Below are 18664 nucleotides of genomic sequence, written 5' to 3' on the forward strand. Positions count from 1 at the left end.
AGCAGCACCCACGGCTAAGTTCACCCTGCAACCGCACAACAACCCTTGGCACCGTTGCGGTATCCTCCCGAGGGCACCCTGCCGTATGCCCCTCTTCCATAGCGGTCTTTGCGTCTTTGCGTTGAAACCACTGCATCGCCACCACTAGCATTCTACCGCACTCTGACTTATGCGAAAGCGTTAGAGGCACAAAAATACTCCACCCAGCCGTTGCGACTGGGTGAAGTATTCAAACACTGGGTTTTGATGATTGTTCGGGGAACCGGGGTTGGAAGAATTAGTTACTTAATAGTATTGGACAGCTTATTAAACAGATTGGAAATGTTATTACCGAGCAGGGTCAACGCACCGATAACAACGACGGCGATCAGAACGAGGATGAGCGCGTACTCGACCAGACCCTGACCCTCTTCCTTGGCGAAAAAGCTGCGAAGCATTGTGTTCCTCCTAAAGACTAGTGCGGTTGAACTATATCGTGGAGTAACTCTCCACGGTTCTTAGTATAACCGTTAGGGGATGAAAAACCAATAGCCAGAGAGTACTATTATCTACCGGTACCTCTTTAGTCAAAAAATGCCTCTTAGCGAGACCTTTATCCTATGGAGAGATGATAATTTTGTCAAACTTTACCTCACAAAAAGTTTATCATTCAGAAATCTAACTGACTGACAACGATAATCCATGGCTAAGGACAACATTTCTACGATAGATTGTAGTTTGTTATCTCCATATCCTCGCACGTTATGCTTACGCTACCGGCTTTGTCCAGTACTGCGCAAGCCACACGGCAGCTCCGCTCTGCACGCATTGTGTCTATTGCGGTGAGACCGGTCTGGTAGGTAGGTCTTAACCGTTCAGAGAGAGCGCAAAGTTTTCGCTAATCAGTAAACACAGGCATTTAGTTTATTTTTCGGTCTTCAAAAAATTATTCACCAATTAGAAGATTGCTGAACAATGCTTAGTAGGGGGGTTGATCGGATTTTGGCAAAAAGATATGAGATATTTGATATTTATCCATTATCCTTTCCCATTCCCTACTGGCAATTGCATTCAAATAGTCATGCACCACATCGAGTGAGAACAAGTGAACTCTACCATCAATAAATGTATACTGTTGTGGCCACAACCGCCAAATAATATAGTCACCAAAATCTTGATGATGAAACATACATCCACTAATCCCGTGCTGTTCAAGATAGGCAAATGCTTTAAGTGGAATCTGATTATCGATAAGCGATGGACGCAGAACTGCGACGCCGAGATGAGGACGCACCCAAGGGCTGAACAGCACAGTTATAGCAACAAGTACGAAGAGCACACCGGCAGTAAAAGATGCCTCTACAGGCCGTAGGGAATTGGTCGCATGGCGTCGATAATCTATCAGCGGTACAGGGACGTGGGCAAGATGCCGCGCGGCAATCGGGGTCATGATAATGGTGAACCAGATCCCATTACGCACCGCAGTGAAGCCAAGAAGTATGAATACTCCGAAGAAAACGATCTCAGTCCAAGCCGGTTTGGAGTGGCTGTAGATAAAAATCAGAGTTGTAACCAAGAAAGGGGAGAAAAAAGACAAAACGTGTTGAATGTTAGTAATTTTTGGCGACTGCCATTCAGTAACAAACACTTGTGATGATGGATCAGAGCCTACTTGCTGTACATATCGGTATATGTCACCATCATACGGATTGATAAGCGTAGCAACAACAACGAGAAATAAAACTATAACTAGACGAGATATTGCTGATCGATCAAGCACATCGTGATCGTTCGTCCATCTGCGCACCACATAACGAAAACTTTCCCCAACCAAGAAGACGGCAACAACTCCCAGACCGATAATGTACGATCCATAGAATATTCACCCAAATGATCATAAGGATTGGCAGAACCCAGATATATTTTCTACCTTTTTGGAATCGATAATTCCATAAAACCAACATAAAAATGGCTAAAAACAAAAAAGCAAGTGTTTGAGTCCGAAGATTAGAATACATTATAAATAACATTGCAGAGATTAGCACAAACACAGCGAACAACCAAGGAGTCACCTTATCAACAAAGGCAGTTTTCAGAACTACGATAAACGTTAGGATAATAATAAGTGTGTTAAGTACAATCAACAATCCTAACCCACCAATGTTTAAAACAACAAAAAAGACAACTTCTGCCAACCAATTAGGATAAGTAAACTCCTTACTATATTCAGTAAACGAAAAACAGATCGGTTGTCAGTATTTGACCACTGTTAAAAATAATTTCGCCGACTTTGATATACCACCAAAGATCAAGTCGGCGTAGTGGATCGAGGAGTGTATTTCATAGTACCAAAAATATCGGTAATAAGATGTATATATTTGCCACCTTTAATCGTTCTTTAAGGACATTTTTTATTTTCATTTCACATCAACCCACCACGAATCCTCACTCCTCATGGCAACGGAATCGTCGCTGCGACCCGCGTTCCCCGACCGATCGTACTCTCAATACCAAATTCACCTTGCAGCAAGACTTCGATTTGCTGGCGCATATTGGCCAGACCCATATTCTTGCGTGTACCGGAGCTAGCAATTACGTCTTGCACAGCAAAGCCACTGCCGTTATCCTCGATCAGAATGTGCAAGATATTATCGCTGTTATCGAGCATGATCCGGGCTTGGGTCGCCCCAGAATGGCGCACTACGTTATTAATCGCTTCTTGAATGAAGCGGAAGATGGTTACTTCATAGTGGCCGGGCAGGCGTTGATCCAGATTTTGTACCAACAAGTGCAGATCGATCTTGTGTTTCTCGGAGACTTGCGCAACGTAGCGACGCAACGTCGGCACCAGTCCAAGATCGTCGAGGGTCATTGGCCGCAGATCGAAGATAAATTTGCGCGTCTCTTGCAATGTGTTATTGACTGCATTTTTCAGCGCCACTAATTCAGCGCGCGCCTGATCGAGATCGCGGTCGAGTAGACGTTGGCAAATTTCGGCCCGCAACACAAGGTTACTCATTGCCTGGGCCGGGCCATCGTGCATTTGCAGGGAAATCCGGAGCCGTTCACTCTCTTGGGATTGGATGATGTTGGCGATCATCGTCTGTGGATCAAACGGTAGATCGGCGATTTTGGCGCTACGCTCTAACTGTGCCGCCGCTGCTTCGAGCAATTCAACAAATTCGCCGATCAAGCTTTGGCGTTCACGTAACGTCTCGCGTCGCGTTTGTAGTTGCTCGACCTGGGCCCGCATGGTTTGTAAGCGCATTTGTACTTCGATCAATGTAGTATAAAACGTCTTGATATCGGTCTTCTCATACCGTTCTAGATTGACATCGAGATCGCGCACGCGATTGGCAATCGACGTTTCGCGCATCGAGAGTTTGTCAACTTCAGCCATGCCTTGTCGCAGCAACGATTCAACCTCGTTAAGCTCACGGCGAATACGATCGATCTCTTCCCGGTACGTTTGGATTGCTGTAGTTATCTGCTGTTGAACTTCTTCGCCTGCCACGACTGAACTCTCCTGCGCTGCTGACGCTTCCGCTGCGAATCTGCTCTTCCGATTATAGTCGTTCGTGGATAATGCTGCAATGCATATCTTTGATACTCGTATCTGGTATGATACCATACAGGATGACGCGCCAAACAAGAGGGTTTTGCGATGGAACTTCGTCATTTACGTTATTTTGAGGCTGTGGCTCGCCATTCACACGTGACGCGCGCAGCGGCCGAACTACACATCGCCCAGCCGGCGTTGAGCAAGCAGATTAGCCAACTTGAACAGGAGTTAGGTATTACCCTGTTCGACCGAGTGGGGCGCAGCCTTCGTTTGACCGAAGCCGGTGAGGCATTGTTGCCGTATGCACGAGCGGTGTTGGCTCAGGTCGAAGAGGCACGCGCCGCGATGGCCGAACGAGTTGGCTTAAAGGCCGGACGAGTCGCGATTGGCGCACCGCCCACCGTCGGTGCGCATTTGTTACCACCGCTGTTGACTGCGTTCCATCAGCGGTATCCGGGAATTACCCTGCGCTTGCATGAGGCTGGGATTCAGTCGTTGCTCGATCTGCTTGAGTCGGGTTTGACCGATCTGGCAGTCGTGGCGTTACCGGTGAGCGATGAAGCGTTGACGGTGACACCGTTGCTCAATGAACCGCTGGTGTTGATTGTTAGCCCGCATCACCCGCTGGCCGGGCGCAACGAGGTGGCGATGACCGAGTTACGTAACGAGCGTTGGATTCTCTCGCCGGCAAGCTATGAGTTGCGCGAAGCGACGCTGAAGGCATGCCATGCGGCCGGTTTTACCCCGCATACAGTGATGGAGGGTGGTGAGACGGAAACACTGGTACGATTTGTTGCCGCCGGGTTGGGGATTGCTCTTGTGCCGGCGCTGGCAGTGGCCGGTTTTCACGGCGTGGTCAGTTTGCCTATCCGCGATCAGACCCTGACTCGCTCGTTGGGTCTGGTCTGGCGGAGCGATCGCACCGCTTCACCTGCTGCGCGCGCACTCCGTGAGTTTCTGGTGAGCGAACTACAGCAACGTCCGCTAGGAACGCTTATCCGTCCGTGAGCGGTTCGAGACGGGCAAAGCTGACCAGTAACCGCCGCTCACGATCGGCAAAGCGAACGGTCACTTCTTCATCACCTTCGATCAGGCGACTACTGACGACAATACCTTCACCAAAGGTTGCGTGATATACACGCTGACCGGGAACGAAGGCAGCTTGACGCGGTAGCAGCGGTGCCATGCGCTGATCCTGCTGATGAGGAGCCACCATGCGTTGGGTGAACATCGTAGTCTGGGGGACGGTCACAGCACGATAGCCACGGCGGCGCAACAGTTTGAGTGACGTTGAGGGAATATCGGCCAAAAAGCGGGAGCGGGTACAAACCGTTACACGGCCAAACATCGCACGTTGAGCCGCATAGCAGAGATACAACCGGCGTTGCGCCCGCGTCATTCCCACGTAGAGCAAGCGCCGTTCTTCTTCCAATTGGTTGCGATCATTGGTAGACCGACTGTGCGGAAGTAAGCCCTCTTCTACCCCAAGCACAAAGACATACGGAAACTCAAGACCCTTGGCCTGATGGAGGGTGATGCACGTCACCACATCATTGTTGCGGTCGAGCGTGTCGGTATCGGCGACCAACGCAATATCTTCGAGAAATGCTGCTAATTGATGTTCAATCGGTAGATTGGCGTAATTGATTGCTGCGTTGCGCAACTCTTGCACGTTGCGCCAGCGATCTTCGGCTTCCTCTGCTTCGTACTCTTGATACAATGTCGCTTGAGCTTCGATGCGCATCAATAGGTAATCGATCAGTTCGCCAAGCGGCATACTTTGGCGAAGGCTATGAAACTCGCCGATCAGTCGGTAAAAGTCAAGCAGTGCATTTCGTGCACGTGCAGCAAACGGGTGTTCGGTTGTCTCATCAACCAGCTCAGCGAGCGCCTGATACAGTGGGACACCAAGCCGAGTTGCCCACACGATTAATTCGTTGACCGTGCGTTCGCCAATCCCGCGTCCCGGCCAATTGATTACTCGTTGCAGACTCACACTATCGTAGGGATTCGCGACTAGGCGTAAGTAGGCGAGCACATCTTTCACCTCTTTACGCTCGTAGAAGCGCACCTCACCGATAACTTGATAAGGGAGGTGTGACTGGATTAACGCCTCTTCGACCAGGCGCGATTGTGCGTTCATTCGGTACATAATTGCACAATCACCGGGCCGCGCTGTTCCTTCAGCAATGAGGCGCATTATTTCACCGACGGCGAACGCGGCTTCGTCTTCATCATTCGCTGCTTCATACAGCACGACCTGATCACCCGTTCCGTTTGTCGTCCAGAGCCGTTTCGCATACTTACGTTGTGGACTAGCGTTGATCAGCGCTTGGGCAGCGTCGAGGATTGCCTGCGTACTGCGATAATTTTGTTCGAGCATGATCACCGTTGCATCAGGGTAATCGTGCTCGAATTGCAAAATGTTGCGAATATCGGCCCCGCGCCACGCATAGATGCTCTGCGCCTCATCACCAACCACGAACAGATTACGGTCGCGTTCGGCCAATGCGCGTACCAGCAAATACTGGGCACGGTTGGTATCTTGATATTCATCAACCAGCAAAAAGCGGTAGCGTTTGTGATATTCGGCCAATACCGCCGGATAGTTGCTAAACAAACGCACCGTCTCGCCAAGGAGATCGTCAAAGTCGAGTGCGTTACTTTCGGAGAGGAGAGCTTGATAACGGGCGTAGCAACGTGCTACTATCTCGTCGAAATAGGTACGTGCGTGGCGGGCAAACTCCTCTGGATCAACTAGCTCGTTCTTGGCATGTGAAATAGCACTAAGAATGGCACGGGGTGGATGTTGTTTCTCACTGAGGTTTAGCTCTCGTAATACCCGTTTTAGCAGGCGTTCTTGATCATCGGTGTCATAGATGACAAAATCGCGTTCACGACCCAGATGAACAATATCACGGCGTAACCAGCGAGCGCAGATGGAATGGAAGGTCCCAACGGTCAGGTCGTGGGCGACGGCTTCGCCGAGCAGCGCTATCAGGCGCTCGCGCATTTCGCGGGCCGCTTTGTTGGTGAAGGTGACGGCCAAAATCTGGAGCGGATCAACGCCAACTTCGTCAATCAGGTAGGCGATGCGGTGGGTGAGCACGCGCGTTTTGCCACTACCTGGCCCGGCCAACACCAATACCGGCCCCGTAACAGTAGTTACGGCGCGTTGTTGTTGTGGGTTCAGGTTGGCCAGCAGGTCGGTGGTCGCCATACGTCGGTACAGTATACCATACCAGGGATTGGGATGACGCGCCGCCGTGCGGCGTAGCGGGGGCCGTACGGGTGATGGCGCGTCGCACGGCAGTGAGGCGTTACCGTTATGACGGGGATGATTGGCGGCGTTTCAATTCGTAACGGATTATGCCGGCTACGCTCATCCGTGACCAGCTCCGGGCGACGACGCCGGCGGGGCCGTTATCGGGGTAGGGTAACCAACGTGCCGCTAATGCCTCGACATCGGGATCGCCATCGGTAAGAGCGCGCTGGACGAGGTCGGCCAATTCTGCTATTCGTTCCGCCGCATAGCTTAATTGATGATCAACATCATCGTGGGGACCGTAGTGGGTGAGGTAGATGCGCGGCAGGTTGAGGGTCCGCAGCATCGTGATGGTCTGTAAGTGCGCTTCGAGGTTGTAGGTCGGTACCGGTGTGACCGGAAAGACAAGCCCCCAGCGTTCCATGATCAAACCTGCTGCGTCGCCGATGAAGAGGCCTCCGCTTTTGCGATCGCGATATGAGAGGTGATCGGGTGAATGGCCCGGTGTAGCGATAGCTTCCAACACAACATCCCGACCGAGATCGAGATGGAGGTGCTCAGCCGGACGGATCCGCTCGGCGGGAATGGGGAGCAATTCACCGTGTAATGGCCATGCCTCTTCACCCACGGCCCGGCGTACACTGGCCATCAGTTTAGTTGGATTGACCAAATGCTCGGCTACGCTGCTGTGAATGTACACAGTAGCATTCGGTAGCGCTGCAGCGAGATGCCCGGAACCACCACAGTGATCCATGTGGATGTGGGTGCAGAGAATATGGCGCACCGCTTCGCGGGGAATGTCCAAGGCGTCAAGTCCGGCCAGCGTCTGAGGTACGGTTAGTGCCGTGCCCGTTTCGACCAGCGCAATTTCTTCACCGCGCACAACATATGTCACGCCGACACCGGGAATGCCCAACAACTCGTGATCAATCGCCCAAATGTGATTGTCAACTGTGAAGACTTCCATTCTGCCCCCGTTGTTTAAACCGAATCAACCAATGACCATCAGCTCAGCGAGCGGCAGTTATCGCACATGTGCGACCCTGAGTGCACAGCCGGTAGTAGTCCTATTTACCGGTATTACGGCGACGACGGCGGCGTTTGGCATCGGTAGGAGCTGAAGGCGATTCTGAGGCTGGTTGTTTGGCTGGCGATGGTGCCGTTGGTGACTTCGCCTTCGCTGCGGGTGGCTGCTTCTGCTTCGCCGGTACCTGCTTTGCCGATGCCTCTTTCCTGTCGTTCCGATTCCGTTGACGTACACGTGGCTGTGCTGCCGGTTTCTGCTCTGGGTCACGGTTTGATTCTAGCGGCGGCGGTAACACCGGTATCATCAACCCTACCGAAGGTTCTTCATCTTCTAGCAGACTAAGATCATCGTTCCAGGCAAAAGCATCGATCTCATCACGCAGCATACGGCGTTCGCCACGTTCGGTTTTCTCCGAACGCGCCGGGGTAATCCCTTCTGCCGCCCGTTCCCTAGCCAACGCAATCACCTGTTCAGTCGCGAGGGTGATCTGCGGTAGATCGTAGGTTTCGATCATCCCGCTACTAGCCAACTGCACCAGTATTTGCTGTTTCAGCACGTTCTGCCCAACTACTTCGCCCGGCCCGTCCGGCGTTACCACCCACGTCCCACGTTTGGGCAACTGGCTGCGCATCTCGAGGTACTGTTCGTGTTCATACGCAAGACAGCAGAGCAAGCGACCACAGACCCCACTAATTTTGCTCGGATTGAGCGGCAGGTCTTGGTCTTTTGCCATCTTGATCGAGACGCGGGCATAATCGGGCAAGAATGAGGTACAACAGAGAATCCGGCCACAGGGACCGATGCCGCCGAGCATCTTTGCCTCATCACGCGGCCCAATCTGGCGTAGCTCGATCCGTGTTTTAAACGTGCGGGCTAAGTCACGCACTAACTGGCGAAAATCGACTCGCTGATCGGCGGTAAAGTAAAACGTTAGCCGCGAGCCATCGAATGAATACTCGGCCTTGACCAACTTCATCGGCAGCCCGTGCTCTTTCACCTTCTCGGCGCAACGAGCGAGCGCCTCATCGTGGTACTGCTGCAACTCAGCCATCCGCGCCAAATCGGCATCTTCAGCACGTCGTACCACCGGCTTCAACTCACCGACGATCGCATCCTCACTCACGTCACGTCGTTCGAGGGCTACTTTCGCCAGTTCTAGCCCGCGAACTGTCTCGACAATAACCGGCTCACCTATCTTCAGGTCAAGATCACCAGGATCAAAGTAGTAGATTTTCCCACTATCTTTAAAGCGAATGCCAACAACTGTAGGCATAACGTCTCTTTCTGGAATACAGCGCGAAGGAAGGGCAGATGATTACGGTCCGGTGTACACAATCGTTGCTGCCCCATTAGATTTAGTACGTGGGCCAAGCACCTTATATGCGCGCACTCGCTGTTGCTTGCCCTTCAACTGGAGCTCCCCCATCTCTTGCAATTCAAACTGATCACCGACCAGTCGGGCCGTATCTTCACCGATAAACACCGTCCCCGGTTCGGCAGCCGTCTCCAGCCGTGACGCAGTATTGACGGTATCGCCGATAGCCGTGTATTCCAACCGGTGACGTGTGCCGAAAAAGCCGGTATACGCCGGTCCGGTATTGACGCCTATCCGAATGGTGAACGCCTTATCAGGTTCGAGGCGACTGACCAATCGCTGTTGGGCTTGCAACATCTCCACAGCCGCAGCCACAGCACGTAAGGCATGTTGCTCATCAAGTGGGTCATCGGGCAAGCGCGGTGCACCAAAGATAGCCATAATCCCATCGCCGATATACTTATCGACGGTGCCATTGTAACGGAAAATCACCTCGGTCATTTCGTGCAAATACTCATTGAGCAAATCTTGCACCTCGCGCGGCGACAACAGTTCGGAGAGGGAGGTGAAGCCTTTCACATCGGCAAAAAGAACGGTAACGATCTGCTCTTGTGCTTCCCATAGCTTTCCGTGTTGGGCGACGTAGCGTGCCAGAGCATGGGCTACGTTCGGCGAAAGGAAGCGTTCGAGGTTTTGTCGTACCTGGCCCTGCACGCGCAACTCCTCGGTAAGGCGTGCCCGCTCGATTGCGACTGCTGCGAGATTGGCGATTGCCACCACGAGATCGCGGTCGCGCGCCGTAAACTGCTCACGACCGGGCGAATCGAGCAAGATCACACCAATCGCACCGACTTGGGTCAATAAAGGCGCACAGAGTGCCGAACGGATGTTAGCGGCGATAATACTCTTAGAACCGGCAAATTCGAGGCGCGCATCGTGGGTCAGAACGGCTTCACCACGCTCGATGGCTTTGCGCACAATACTGCCGGCAATCACTACATCACCGGTACTCGGCGGAAAAATCACGCGCGGTACTAACTCATCACCTTTACGCAGCAGCAAAAACCCACGTTGTGCCGGCACCAATCGGATAATCTCCTCCATCACCACATCGAGCAGCTCGCGGTAATCGAGTGCTTGATTGATCCGCATGCTGATCTGATAAAACGCTTGCAGATCAGATGGCTGTAATTGGAGGGCGTGGGCTGCAACTGACTGCGACTCCGAGGTAACAGGGAAGTAGCGATTATCGTCGAGTACGACACTCTGGGCGGCACGGTCTTCAAAGATCAGCTCAAAAGGGCCGATCCCGATGACATCACCATCGTTGAGCAGCTCTTCTTTCACCCGCAAGCGATTGACCGTCACACCATTGCGACTGTTCAAGTCGATGACCCACGCCCGCCGACCACGCAGTTCGATACGGGCATGCTTCCGCGAAACAATCGCATGGTTCAGCACTATTTCATTATCGAGTTGACGGCCAATGGTGATACCCTGCTCAGTAACTGGGAACGAGCGTTGCTCGCCGTGAATAGTGACCGTGATCCGTGCCATACATGTTCTCCCGACCTACCGGCTAACCGGCGATGTCTCCCCAAATCAGTTCGGCGATATGAGCCGGTACGGTGATCGACAAACCCGGTCGTTGCAACGTCACACCAATAGAGGGGATATTATCGACAATGACGAATTCGGCCCCCGGTACCAACCCATTCGCTTCGAGAAAGGCGACAATCGGTGTCTCTTCCTCAGCCTCTTCAGCAATGCGCCGAATCACAAATGACTGCCCGGCTTGGGTCGTGTCGAGCCGGGCTGCGCCGGTGTAGACATCACACTGGCCAGGAATCGGATTACCGTGCGGACACGTCGTGGCATGCCCAACCAGTGCCATAATGCGTTCTTCCATCACCGGCGAAAGAGCGTGCTCGAGTCGCACTGCTTCCTCGTGAATCAGGTGCCACGGTAATCCCATAACATCAACGAGGAATCGTTCGAGGATTCGATGCCGACGGACCATCTCTTCGGCTAGTTTGAGACCGGTAGGGGTCAGGGTAATCTCGCCATGGGCATTGCGTTCAATGAATCCTTTTTCAAGCAGGCGGGCAACAATATGAGTAACTGTTGGCGGCTGCACCTTCATCCAGCGCGCCAAACGGGCCGCAATGACCGGTTCGTTACGCGCAGCGAGATAGTAAATAACCTCAAGGTATTCGCGTTCTTTCGCGGTTGGTTCGCCGGCAGTGCTCGTCTGCCGACGACGTAATGATGCAACAGAGTGGGAATTATTCATAGCAGCTCCCTTTGCGCCCGCAGGCAGACTGACCGATAGCATGGACGCGCGGGCATTGCTTCGTATGACCGGCAATCACGTCGCGTGAGCAGTAGGCATATCATCTTTACATTATAGCAGACGGGCTTGCGATAAGACTACCGGTTCGTTTCGGTTAGTCCACAATACCACGTAGGATAAAGCAAAATCCCCGCCGTTACGGCGGGGATTCTGGTTTGGAGAAGGGGTCACCGGTTCGGTAAGACCTAGCGGGCCTCACCAGCGGTGACACCCATACGCTTACTACTCATGGGCATCACCTCCTTCGTGCCTGACCGGCAATTATGCTGTTTGAGTGCCGACATTGGTACTATACCGAAGTTTGATAGCAAAGTCAAGGGTTGTTGGCAAGATCTTTAGATGTCGTTTAATGCTAACGCGATCCAGAAGTGGTACAATACTCTCCACTTTGATCGTATTGGTAAGTACAATGGCATGAGTAATCACAAACAATACTATCTCGTGATACGCGGACGCCGGCCAGGCGTATATCGCCAATGGCATGGCGAGGAAGGTGCGGCGAAACAAGTACAAGGTTTTTCCAACGCGCTCTATAAAGGGTTTGCTACCCTTGCTGACGCGAAAGCGTGGGTTGCCACGTTGCCGGAATCAGAGCGATTGTCGGCGGAGGCGTGGTTAGCCGCACAGCTTGATCACGAACCGGAAGCGGCGGTATCGCCTGATACTGTGGTCATGTATACTGACGGGAGTGCGCTCGGCAATCCGGGTCCGGGTGGATATGGCGTGGTATTACGCTACAATCAGCATTACAAAGAGCTGTCCGGCGGATTTCGGCGTACCACCAACAATCGGATGGAACTGATGGCGTGTGTTGCCGGGCTACGCGCACTCAAACGACCGATGCGGGTTATCATCTACAGTGACTCGAAGTATGTGGTGGACGCGGTACAAGAAGGGTGGGTGCAGCGTTGGCAAGCCAAGCATTGGATGCGTACTGCCACCGAACCGGCAAAGAATGCCGATCTGTGGGCTGAACTATTGCAGCTATGTACGATCCATCAGGTACAATTCGTGTGGGTACCGGGCCACAGCGGCGTGCCCGATAACGAGCGGTGCCATCAGTTAGCTACTGCCGCAGCCCAACAACCCAATCTGCCACCCGACATCGGCTTTGAGCAAGCCGACGACCAGAAACTATAACCGGCGCCGAGCCGTCGATAATGCGGCTCGGCCCAACACCTACTTGGTCGGATCGGTCACGGCAAAGAGCAATTCCGCCTCACACGCCAATTGATCGGCAACTGTCGCCCGTGCCTGACCCTTCCCAATCCCACGTCGCATACGCTCGAGTTGTACTTCAAGCCGTAAGGGATCACCGGGACGCACCACCCGCTTGAACCGTGCGCCGTCAATTCCGGCGAAGAGCACCAGCTTGCCGGCATGTTCGGGGAGACTGAGCGCTGCAACTGCACCGGTCTGCGCAAGTGCTTCGAGTATCAACACGCCGGGCATGATCGGGTTGCCGGGAAAATGACCTTGAAAATAGGGTTCGTTGGCCGATACCAACTTCTCGCCGACTGCGCGCACCCCCGGTTCGAGTTCGACAATCCGGTCCACTAGCAAGAACGGATAGCGATGTGGGATCAGCGCCATAATCTCTTGGATCGACAGCATGGATATTGCTCCTGTCACAACAATGGCACTCAGCGACGCGGCGCAGCGACCGCGATCAAGCGCGGGCTTGCCGTCGTATACGGCTCTAAATCGTAACTACCGTAGACTGCACGCAGCGTAAACCCCGCTCGTGCTAGTAAATGCTCTAGCTCGAAGCGGTACAGCCAACGCATTGTAAATTGCATTGTGCGTCGGGTGACCACCCCATCGCCGGCAGTCTCGTCGTAGATAAAGGTCACGTGGCTCATCTGTTCGGCGGGATCACTCTCGATCACGACAAACTTCTGGACACGGCAACCATCGAGTTCATAGCTCCGTTCCAGTTGCAGGCGACCATCTTCACGAGTTATCGTTAACGGATCGGGATTGAAGAGGTCGATAATCAAGATCCCTTTACGGATCAGTGTTCGACGTACCGCTGCCAAGGTAGCAAGTTGATCTTCAATTGTTGTTAAATGCATAAATGAATTGACTGCTACAAAGGCGAGCGTAAAATGGTTTTCAGGTAACACCACCTCGCGTACATCAGCTTCGATGAGTGTCACCTGATCGGTCAAGCCCTCGGCAGCCAGCCGTTCGCGTGCAATCGCCAACATCGCCGGCGAAAGATCAACACCGGTGAGACGATAACCGGCTGCGGCCAACGGCAGTAACACCCGTCCGGTGCCACACATCAGCTCGAGAATCGGATCACCGGTACGGCGCGCCCACTCACGATAAAAGGGGATGTCGTCGTGAAAATGACGAAAGTCAGCATCGTAATAACGGGCAAATGGGTCGTATAAATTCATGGATTTAAAAGTAAAAATAACACTCCAAAGACAAACAAAATCACAATAGCCCCGATCATCCCGATAGTCAAAATACGGGGATCGATAATCGGCTCAAAACGCGGTGCACCGGGCAGATTTGCCGATGAAGCCGGCATTCGGGGTGGTTCTGGCGGTAGTGGTGGGGTACGAAACACGTCTTCGAGCTTTGTTGTTGGTTGACGGACGACTTCACCCTGCGCGGACGGTGTATCGAATGGTTGATTCTCCGGCAAGCGTGTGGTGTTGGTGTCTTCACTCGAACGACGCAACGCGCCAAAAATACTACTCCCAATAGAAATGACCACCATCAGGACAATCAACGCAATAAACAGGTCAGTCGTCCCGATCACCAAACCTGTCTGCTGGCTCAGCCAGCGGGCCAGTGGTGGCAAGATTGAGGGCCCTAGAATGAAGAGCAAGAAGACCAACCAGCCGATCCAGCCCGATCTACTACGGCGTCCTTCCATTGCATTCCCTCTCTTACGAATCGGTCACCGGTGCGGCACGCACAATGAGCCGATGGGAATAGACTCCAATCGGGACACAGGTAATCAGCGTGAGCGTTTCACTGCTTGTCGGTGCGAGCACCCACGTCGCATCGGGGAGCACTGTCAAAACCTCACGCACCACATAGCGACGATCGTTACCGTTCGCCGTGACCAATACTTCATCGCCGACTGTAATTGCCGGTAGCTGATTAAAAATAATTCCACGATACCCAACATGGCCGGCAATCACGATATTGCCGGTTGTGCCGGGATAGCCACTGATCGGCCAGTAATGGACGGCCGTATAGCGTGGAACGTCCCACACCCCAAACGAAAATCCCGCACTGACAACCTCGGTATCGACACCGATGCGCGGTACCCGCACGCGCGTCGGACGAACCGCAGCCCACGCAGCATCGCCACTTGTCACCGGTTGTAGTGACCATTCCGGCGCCGGATGTGCAGCCAACCATGCCCGTCCCAAATGTCCGAGCAACACCTGGTAGCGGGGTTGGTTCTGCGGATGCCACTCAAAGCGTGCCCGCTCAAAGAACTGGACCACACGCGGCTGACTATTCTCATCGATGGTCTCAAACGGTTCTGATAGCGGGAAACCGAACGTCGGCAACCCACCGTTTTGCCACCAGAAAGTACGAAAAGCCCCGCTCAGACTATGACCGGTTTCGGGAAAGAAATCGGCATGTGCCGGAGCTGTCGGCAATGGTACAAACGCCGGATGATCGGCATACATCGTTGCCGCCCATCGCCCAAGATGCCCGACCTGCACCAACGCCAAATCGGCGTGCCACTCGAAGCGGGCACGCTCGAAATACTGCACCGGACGGCCATCTTCAATAAACACCTCGGTGAGTGGATAGCCAAAAATCGGTAGACCACCTTGCCGGTCGTAGAATTCACGAAAGGCATACGCCAACGTATGACTGGTCTCACGGAAGATGGTCGGTTGACCGGCAGCCGTATTGGCAGCGACCGGTAACGGGCTAAGAAGCAATATTATCAGACAAAGGATAAGTAATCGCCGCATACGTGTATTGTAGCGTATTTACCTTAATCAGAACGACCACGTGTCACGGAATAGACGGAACCCTAGCAGTGTACGAAAGCAATCACCTATCTTCAATGGCTTCAGCCGCCAGCAGTAACAACAACAATGCCTGTAACCCGCGACTCAGATTCACCGGTATGATATATTCATCGGTGCGATGCGCATTACCGCCATCGGTTAAGCCAACACACACCGCCGGAATACCCATGCTGAGCGGAATATTCGCATCGGTACTACTCTGCTGGAACGAAACCTGCGCACCAACCATCTGGTAAGCCGCAACAGCAGCTTGTACCAAAGGATGTTCACGCGGAATAGCACCGGAAGGTCGGTCACCAACTTTCACCAATTGCACGTGGATGTCGGGATATTCGAGCGCAGCCTCCTCGACCAACCGATAAACCTCGTCCACCAGCTCGGTCAGCGCCGCCGACGATACCGAACGCAGATCGAGCAACATACTGGCATGTTGGGCAATCGTATTAACCGACGTACCGCCGCTGATGGTCCCGATATTAAACGTTGTGCGCGGTGACAACGGTACATGCAATTCCGTCAAACGTGCCGCCAACCGGACTAACACGTGGATCGCACTTGGGGTGCCGAAATTACCCCATGAATGGCCACCGGGACCGGTGACGTCGATCCGAAAGCGACGCACTCCAATCGCTTGATGGTGGAGTGAGCCGAAATCACAGCCCTCGATCACGACGACCGCACCGAGCTGCGAGCGCAGCCGTTCGACCACGGCGCGCATCCCGCGCAGATCACCCAACCCTTCTTCACCAACATTTGCCACAAACCAAATATCACCGGCAGTTGGGAGATTGAAGCGCTGGTACACCTCGGCTACCCGCAGCAAGCCGGCTACCCCGGCGCTATTGTCGCCAATACCGGGGCCGTAGACGCGCTCACCCTCGTAGCGGATGGAAAGGTCGGTATCAGCAGGAAAGACCGTATCGAGGTGTGCCGATACCAACAAAGCGGGTCGATCGGCCTGACCGGGCCGACGAGCGTACACATTCCCCAACTCATCTATCGTCACATCGTGCAAACCGAGTGCCTGCATCCGCTGGGCAACGAGCAATGATCGCGGTCGTTCAGCAAACGTGGGTGCCGGTACCTGTTGAATCTCAATCGCCATCGCCAGCGTCGGACGATAATCGGCCAAATCGGTCAGGGCATCCCGCACTACCGGATGGTTATACCAATGCTGAACGACCGCTTTCATCATCGCTCCTTTCCGTCCCTCGCTATGCGGCATCAACAACATTGCCCACATTCTGCCGTCGCCCTCGCAAGCATTATCAGTGAACGAGCGTCTACTGTCAATTTGCCAGCAGTATCGAATCGTGGCATACTGAAGCCCCAGAAAGATACAAGGATTGGTCTGAACAGACTACAACACAAACGGTAAGGAGCACGTATGTCGCTGTTGCCAACTGCAACTGTCGCGACCATTGCCCGCCACGTTGGTCGGCGAGTAACACTCGCCGGATGGGTCTACCATAAGACGGAAAAAGGCAAACTCATCTTTATTCTCTTGCGTGATGGCAGTGGCACGATCCAATGTGTAACGTTCAAAAAGAATGTCAGTGAAACTACCTTTGCCACAGCTCAAGCCTTAACCCAAGAGAGTTCGTGTCGTATTACCGGTAGTGTACGCGCCGATGAACGTGCCCCGGGCGGATACGAGCTTGATGTTGAAGAGATCGAGCTGGTCGGACCGAGCCACGAATACCCGATTACCCCCAAGGAGCATGGGGTTGAGTTTTTAATGGAGCACCGTCACCTGTGGGTACGATCGGCAAAACAACACGCCATCTTACGGATTCGGGCCGAAGTGATTGCTGCAGCTCAGGAGTGGTTGAACGATCAGGGATTCGTTCGCTTTGACACTCCGATCTTGACGGCAACGGCCGCCGAAGGTACAACCAACTTGTTCGCAACCGATTACTTCGATCTCGGCAAAGCCTATCTTGCTCAAACCGGCCAGCTCTACGTTGAAGCCGGGATGATGTCGTTCGGGAAAGTCTACTGTTTCGGCCCTACCTTCCGCGCCGAGAAGAGCAAAACCCGCCGTCACCTCACCGAGTTCTGGATGATCGAGCCAGAAGTGGCGTTCGCCGACCATGAAGATAACATGCGGTTGCAAGAACAGTTCGTCAGCGCCATTATTGCCCGTGTGCTCGACCGGCGTCGTGAAGACCTCAAGGTTCTCGAACGCGATACCAGCTTGCTCGAACAGGTCGTTCCACCGTTTCCGCGCATTACCTACGATCAAGCTATCGAGCTGATCGCTGCACATCAAGGGGAAGTTGAAGGAGCCTACCCGTTGCCATGGGGAGAAGATTTTGGCGCACCTCACGAGACGTTGATCGCGTCGAAGTTTGACCGACCGGTCTTCGTCGAACGATTCCCATCGGCGGTCAAAGCATTTTATATGCAGCCCGATCCGAATCGGCCGGAAGTAGCCCTCTGTGCCGATCTGCTGGCACCGGAAGGGTATGGCGAGATTATCGGCGGCTCGCAGCGTATCCACGACCCAGACCTGCTCGAACAACGCATTCACGAGCACGGCTTGCGCCTCGAAGATTACCGATGGTACCTTGACTTGCGTCGCTACGGGACTGTTCCGCACAGTGGGTTTGGGATGGGCATCGAGCGCGTCGTCGCGTGGATCACCGGTACTCGTCACATCCGCGAAACGATCCCGTTCCCGCGCCAGTTGTACCGGATCTATCCATAACAACGAAAGGAAGGGTGTGTGGTTTGGCGTACCCTTTCCTCATACTCCCCTCAGATTCGGATATGAGTTGGGACAGAGGGAGGCACCAGCGCCGTGCAGGCCACCAACGCCGATCCGGTGGTCTGCCGCCATACGTGAGATGAACGAGACCATGGTTGCTTTCACAACACAACCACATCGTGAAAGGATTGCTCGATCTACAGCACGGACAACCGAGCAACCCCCTTGTCATTTCGCAGGCGCCTTAGCGCCCGCGCACTCTTGAAGATGGCTCGCTCTGCTCGACATGACAGGGGTGTGTTTGCGCAGACCACCGCGCACTCTTGAAGATGGCTCGCTCTGCTCGACATGACAGGAGTGTGTTTGCGCAGACCACCGCGCACTCTTGAAGATGGCTCGCTCTGCTCGACATGACAGGAGTGTGTTTGCGCAGA

16 protein-coding genes are annotated in these 18664 nt (G+C 53.6%); 3 read left to right on the forward strand and 13 right to left on the reverse strand.

Features of this window, described 5'->3' with window-relative positions; genetic code table 11:
* Nucleotides 1-281: 281 nt before the first annotated feature.
* The 3 genes from AC01ZF_RS10510 to AC01ZF_RS10520 form a co-directional block, all read right to left on the reverse strand.
* A complete protein-coding gene (locus AC01ZF_RS10510; protein WP_428132608.1) occupies nt 282-437 on the reverse strand; it encodes a Flp family type IVb pilin in 156 nt (51 codons plus the stop codon).
* Between the two features lie 521 nt (nt 438-958).
* Nucleotides 959-1759 carry a hypothetical protein gene (locus AC01ZF_RS10515; protein WP_428132610.1) on the reverse strand — a complete coding sequence of 267 codons (801 nt, stop codon included), beginning with the start codon at nt 1757-1759 and terminating at the stop codon, nt 959-961.
* Nucleotides 1760-2431: 672 nt separating this feature from the next.
* Entirely contained in the window at nt 2432-3493 is a 1062-nt protein-coding gene (locus AC01ZF_RS10520; RefSeq protein WP_428111673.1) for a sensor histidine kinase, read from the reverse strand.
* 150 nt (nt 3494-3643) lie between these two features.
* Here AC01ZF_RS10520 and AC01ZF_RS10525 point away from each other — a divergent pair, with 150 nt between their 5' ends.
* Nucleotides 3644-4549, forward strand: coding sequence for a LysR family transcriptional regulator (locus AC01ZF_RS10525; protein WP_424676899.1), 906 nt, complete (start codon nt 3644-3646; stop codon nt 4547-4549).
* Here the strand turns inward: AC01ZF_RS10525 and AC01ZF_RS10530 are convergent.
* The 5 genes from AC01ZF_RS10530 to AC01ZF_RS10550 form a co-directional block, all read right to left on the reverse strand.
* Complete coding sequence (locus tag AC01ZF_RS10530) at nt 4536-6761, reverse strand: ATP-dependent helicase (protein WP_424676898.1); 2226 nt, start codon at nt 6759-6761, stop codon at nt 4536-4538. The genes AC01ZF_RS10525 and AC01ZF_RS10530 overlap by 14 nt on opposite strands.
* A 106-nt stretch (nt 6762-6867) precedes the next feature.
* Nucleotides 6868-7773, reverse strand: a complete 906-nt coding sequence (locus AC01ZF_RS10535; protein WP_428132614.1) for an MBL fold metallo-hydrolase — start codon at nt 7771-7773, stop codon at nt 6868-6870.
* A gap of 100 nt (nt 7774-7873) precedes the next feature.
* The gene (locus AC01ZF_RS10540; RefSeq protein WP_424676896.1) at nt 7874-9106 is read right to left on the reverse strand and encodes a PSP1 domain-containing protein; all 1233 of its coding nucleotides are present in this window, start codon (nt 9104-9106) and stop codon (nt 7874-7876) included.
* A 42-nt stretch (nt 9107-9148) separates the two neighbouring features.
* Nucleotides 9149-10705: an adenylate/guanylate cyclase domain-containing protein gene (locus AC01ZF_RS10545; protein WP_424676895.1), complete on the reverse strand. Its 1557-nt coding sequence runs from the start codon at nt 10703-10705 to the stop codon at nt 9149-9151.
* A gap of 22 nt (nt 10706-10727) precedes the next feature.
* Nucleotides 10728-11441, reverse strand: a complete 714-nt coding sequence (locus tag AC01ZF_RS10550) for a metal-dependent transcriptional regulator (RefSeq protein WP_424676894.1) — start codon at nt 11439-11441, stop codon at nt 10728-10730.
* Between the two features lie 474 nt (nt 11442-11915).
* On the opposite strand from AC01ZF_RS10550, the gene rnhA reads away from it, so the two are divergent.
* On the forward strand, nt 11916-12641 hold the full coding sequence (gene rnhA, locus AC01ZF_RS10555; protein ID WP_424676893.1) for a ribonuclease HI: 726 nt from the start codon (nt 11916-11918) through the stop codon (nt 12639-12641).
* A gap of 39 nt (nt 12642-12680) precedes the next feature.
* Here the strand turns inward: rnhA and fabZ are convergent, their stop codons facing one another.
* From fabZ to AC01ZF_RS10580, 5 genes are all read right to left on the reverse strand, one after another.
* Nucleotides 12681-13115 (reverse strand): 3-hydroxyacyl-ACP dehydratase FabZ, encoded by a 435-nt coding sequence (gene fabZ / locus AC01ZF_RS10560; protein WP_424676892.1) that lies wholly within the window; start codon nt 13113-13115, stop codon nt 12681-12683.
* Nucleotides 13116-13144: 29 nt separating this feature from the next.
* Entirely contained in the window at nt 13145-13906 is a 762-nt protein-coding gene (locus tag AC01ZF_RS10565) for a class I SAM-dependent methyltransferase (RefSeq protein ID WP_424676891.1), read from the reverse strand.
* Nucleotides 13903-14394, reverse strand: a complete 492-nt coding sequence (locus AC01ZF_RS10570; RefSeq protein WP_424676890.1) for a hypothetical protein — start codon at nt 14392-14394, stop codon at nt 13903-13905. Before AC01ZF_RS10570 ends, AC01ZF_RS10565 begins: the two co-directional genes overlap by 4 nt.
* Nucleotides 14395-14407: 13 nt before the next feature.
* Nucleotides 14408-15460, reverse strand: coding sequence for a sortase (locus tag AC01ZF_RS10575; protein WP_424676889.1), 1053 nt, complete (start codon nt 15458-15460; stop codon nt 14408-14410).
* Between the two features lie 82 nt (nt 15461-15542).
* Nucleotides 15543-16712, reverse strand: coding sequence for a M20/M25/M40 family metallo-hydrolase (locus AC01ZF_RS10580; protein ID WP_428111664.1), 1170 nt, complete (start codon nt 16710-16712; stop codon nt 15543-15545).
* A gap of 195 nt (nt 16713-16907) precedes the next feature.
* Here AC01ZF_RS10580 and asnS point away from each other — a divergent pair, with 195 nt between their 5' ends.
* The gene (gene asnS / locus AC01ZF_RS10585; RefSeq protein ID WP_424675183.1) at nt 16908-18230 is read left to right on the forward strand and encodes an asparagine--tRNA ligase; all 1323 of its coding nucleotides are present in this window, start codon (nt 16908-16910) and stop codon (nt 18228-18230) included.
* Nucleotides 18231-18664: the final 434 nt, after the last annotated feature.

The sequence above is a fragment of the Chloroflexus sp. genome (assembly GCF_056331925.1).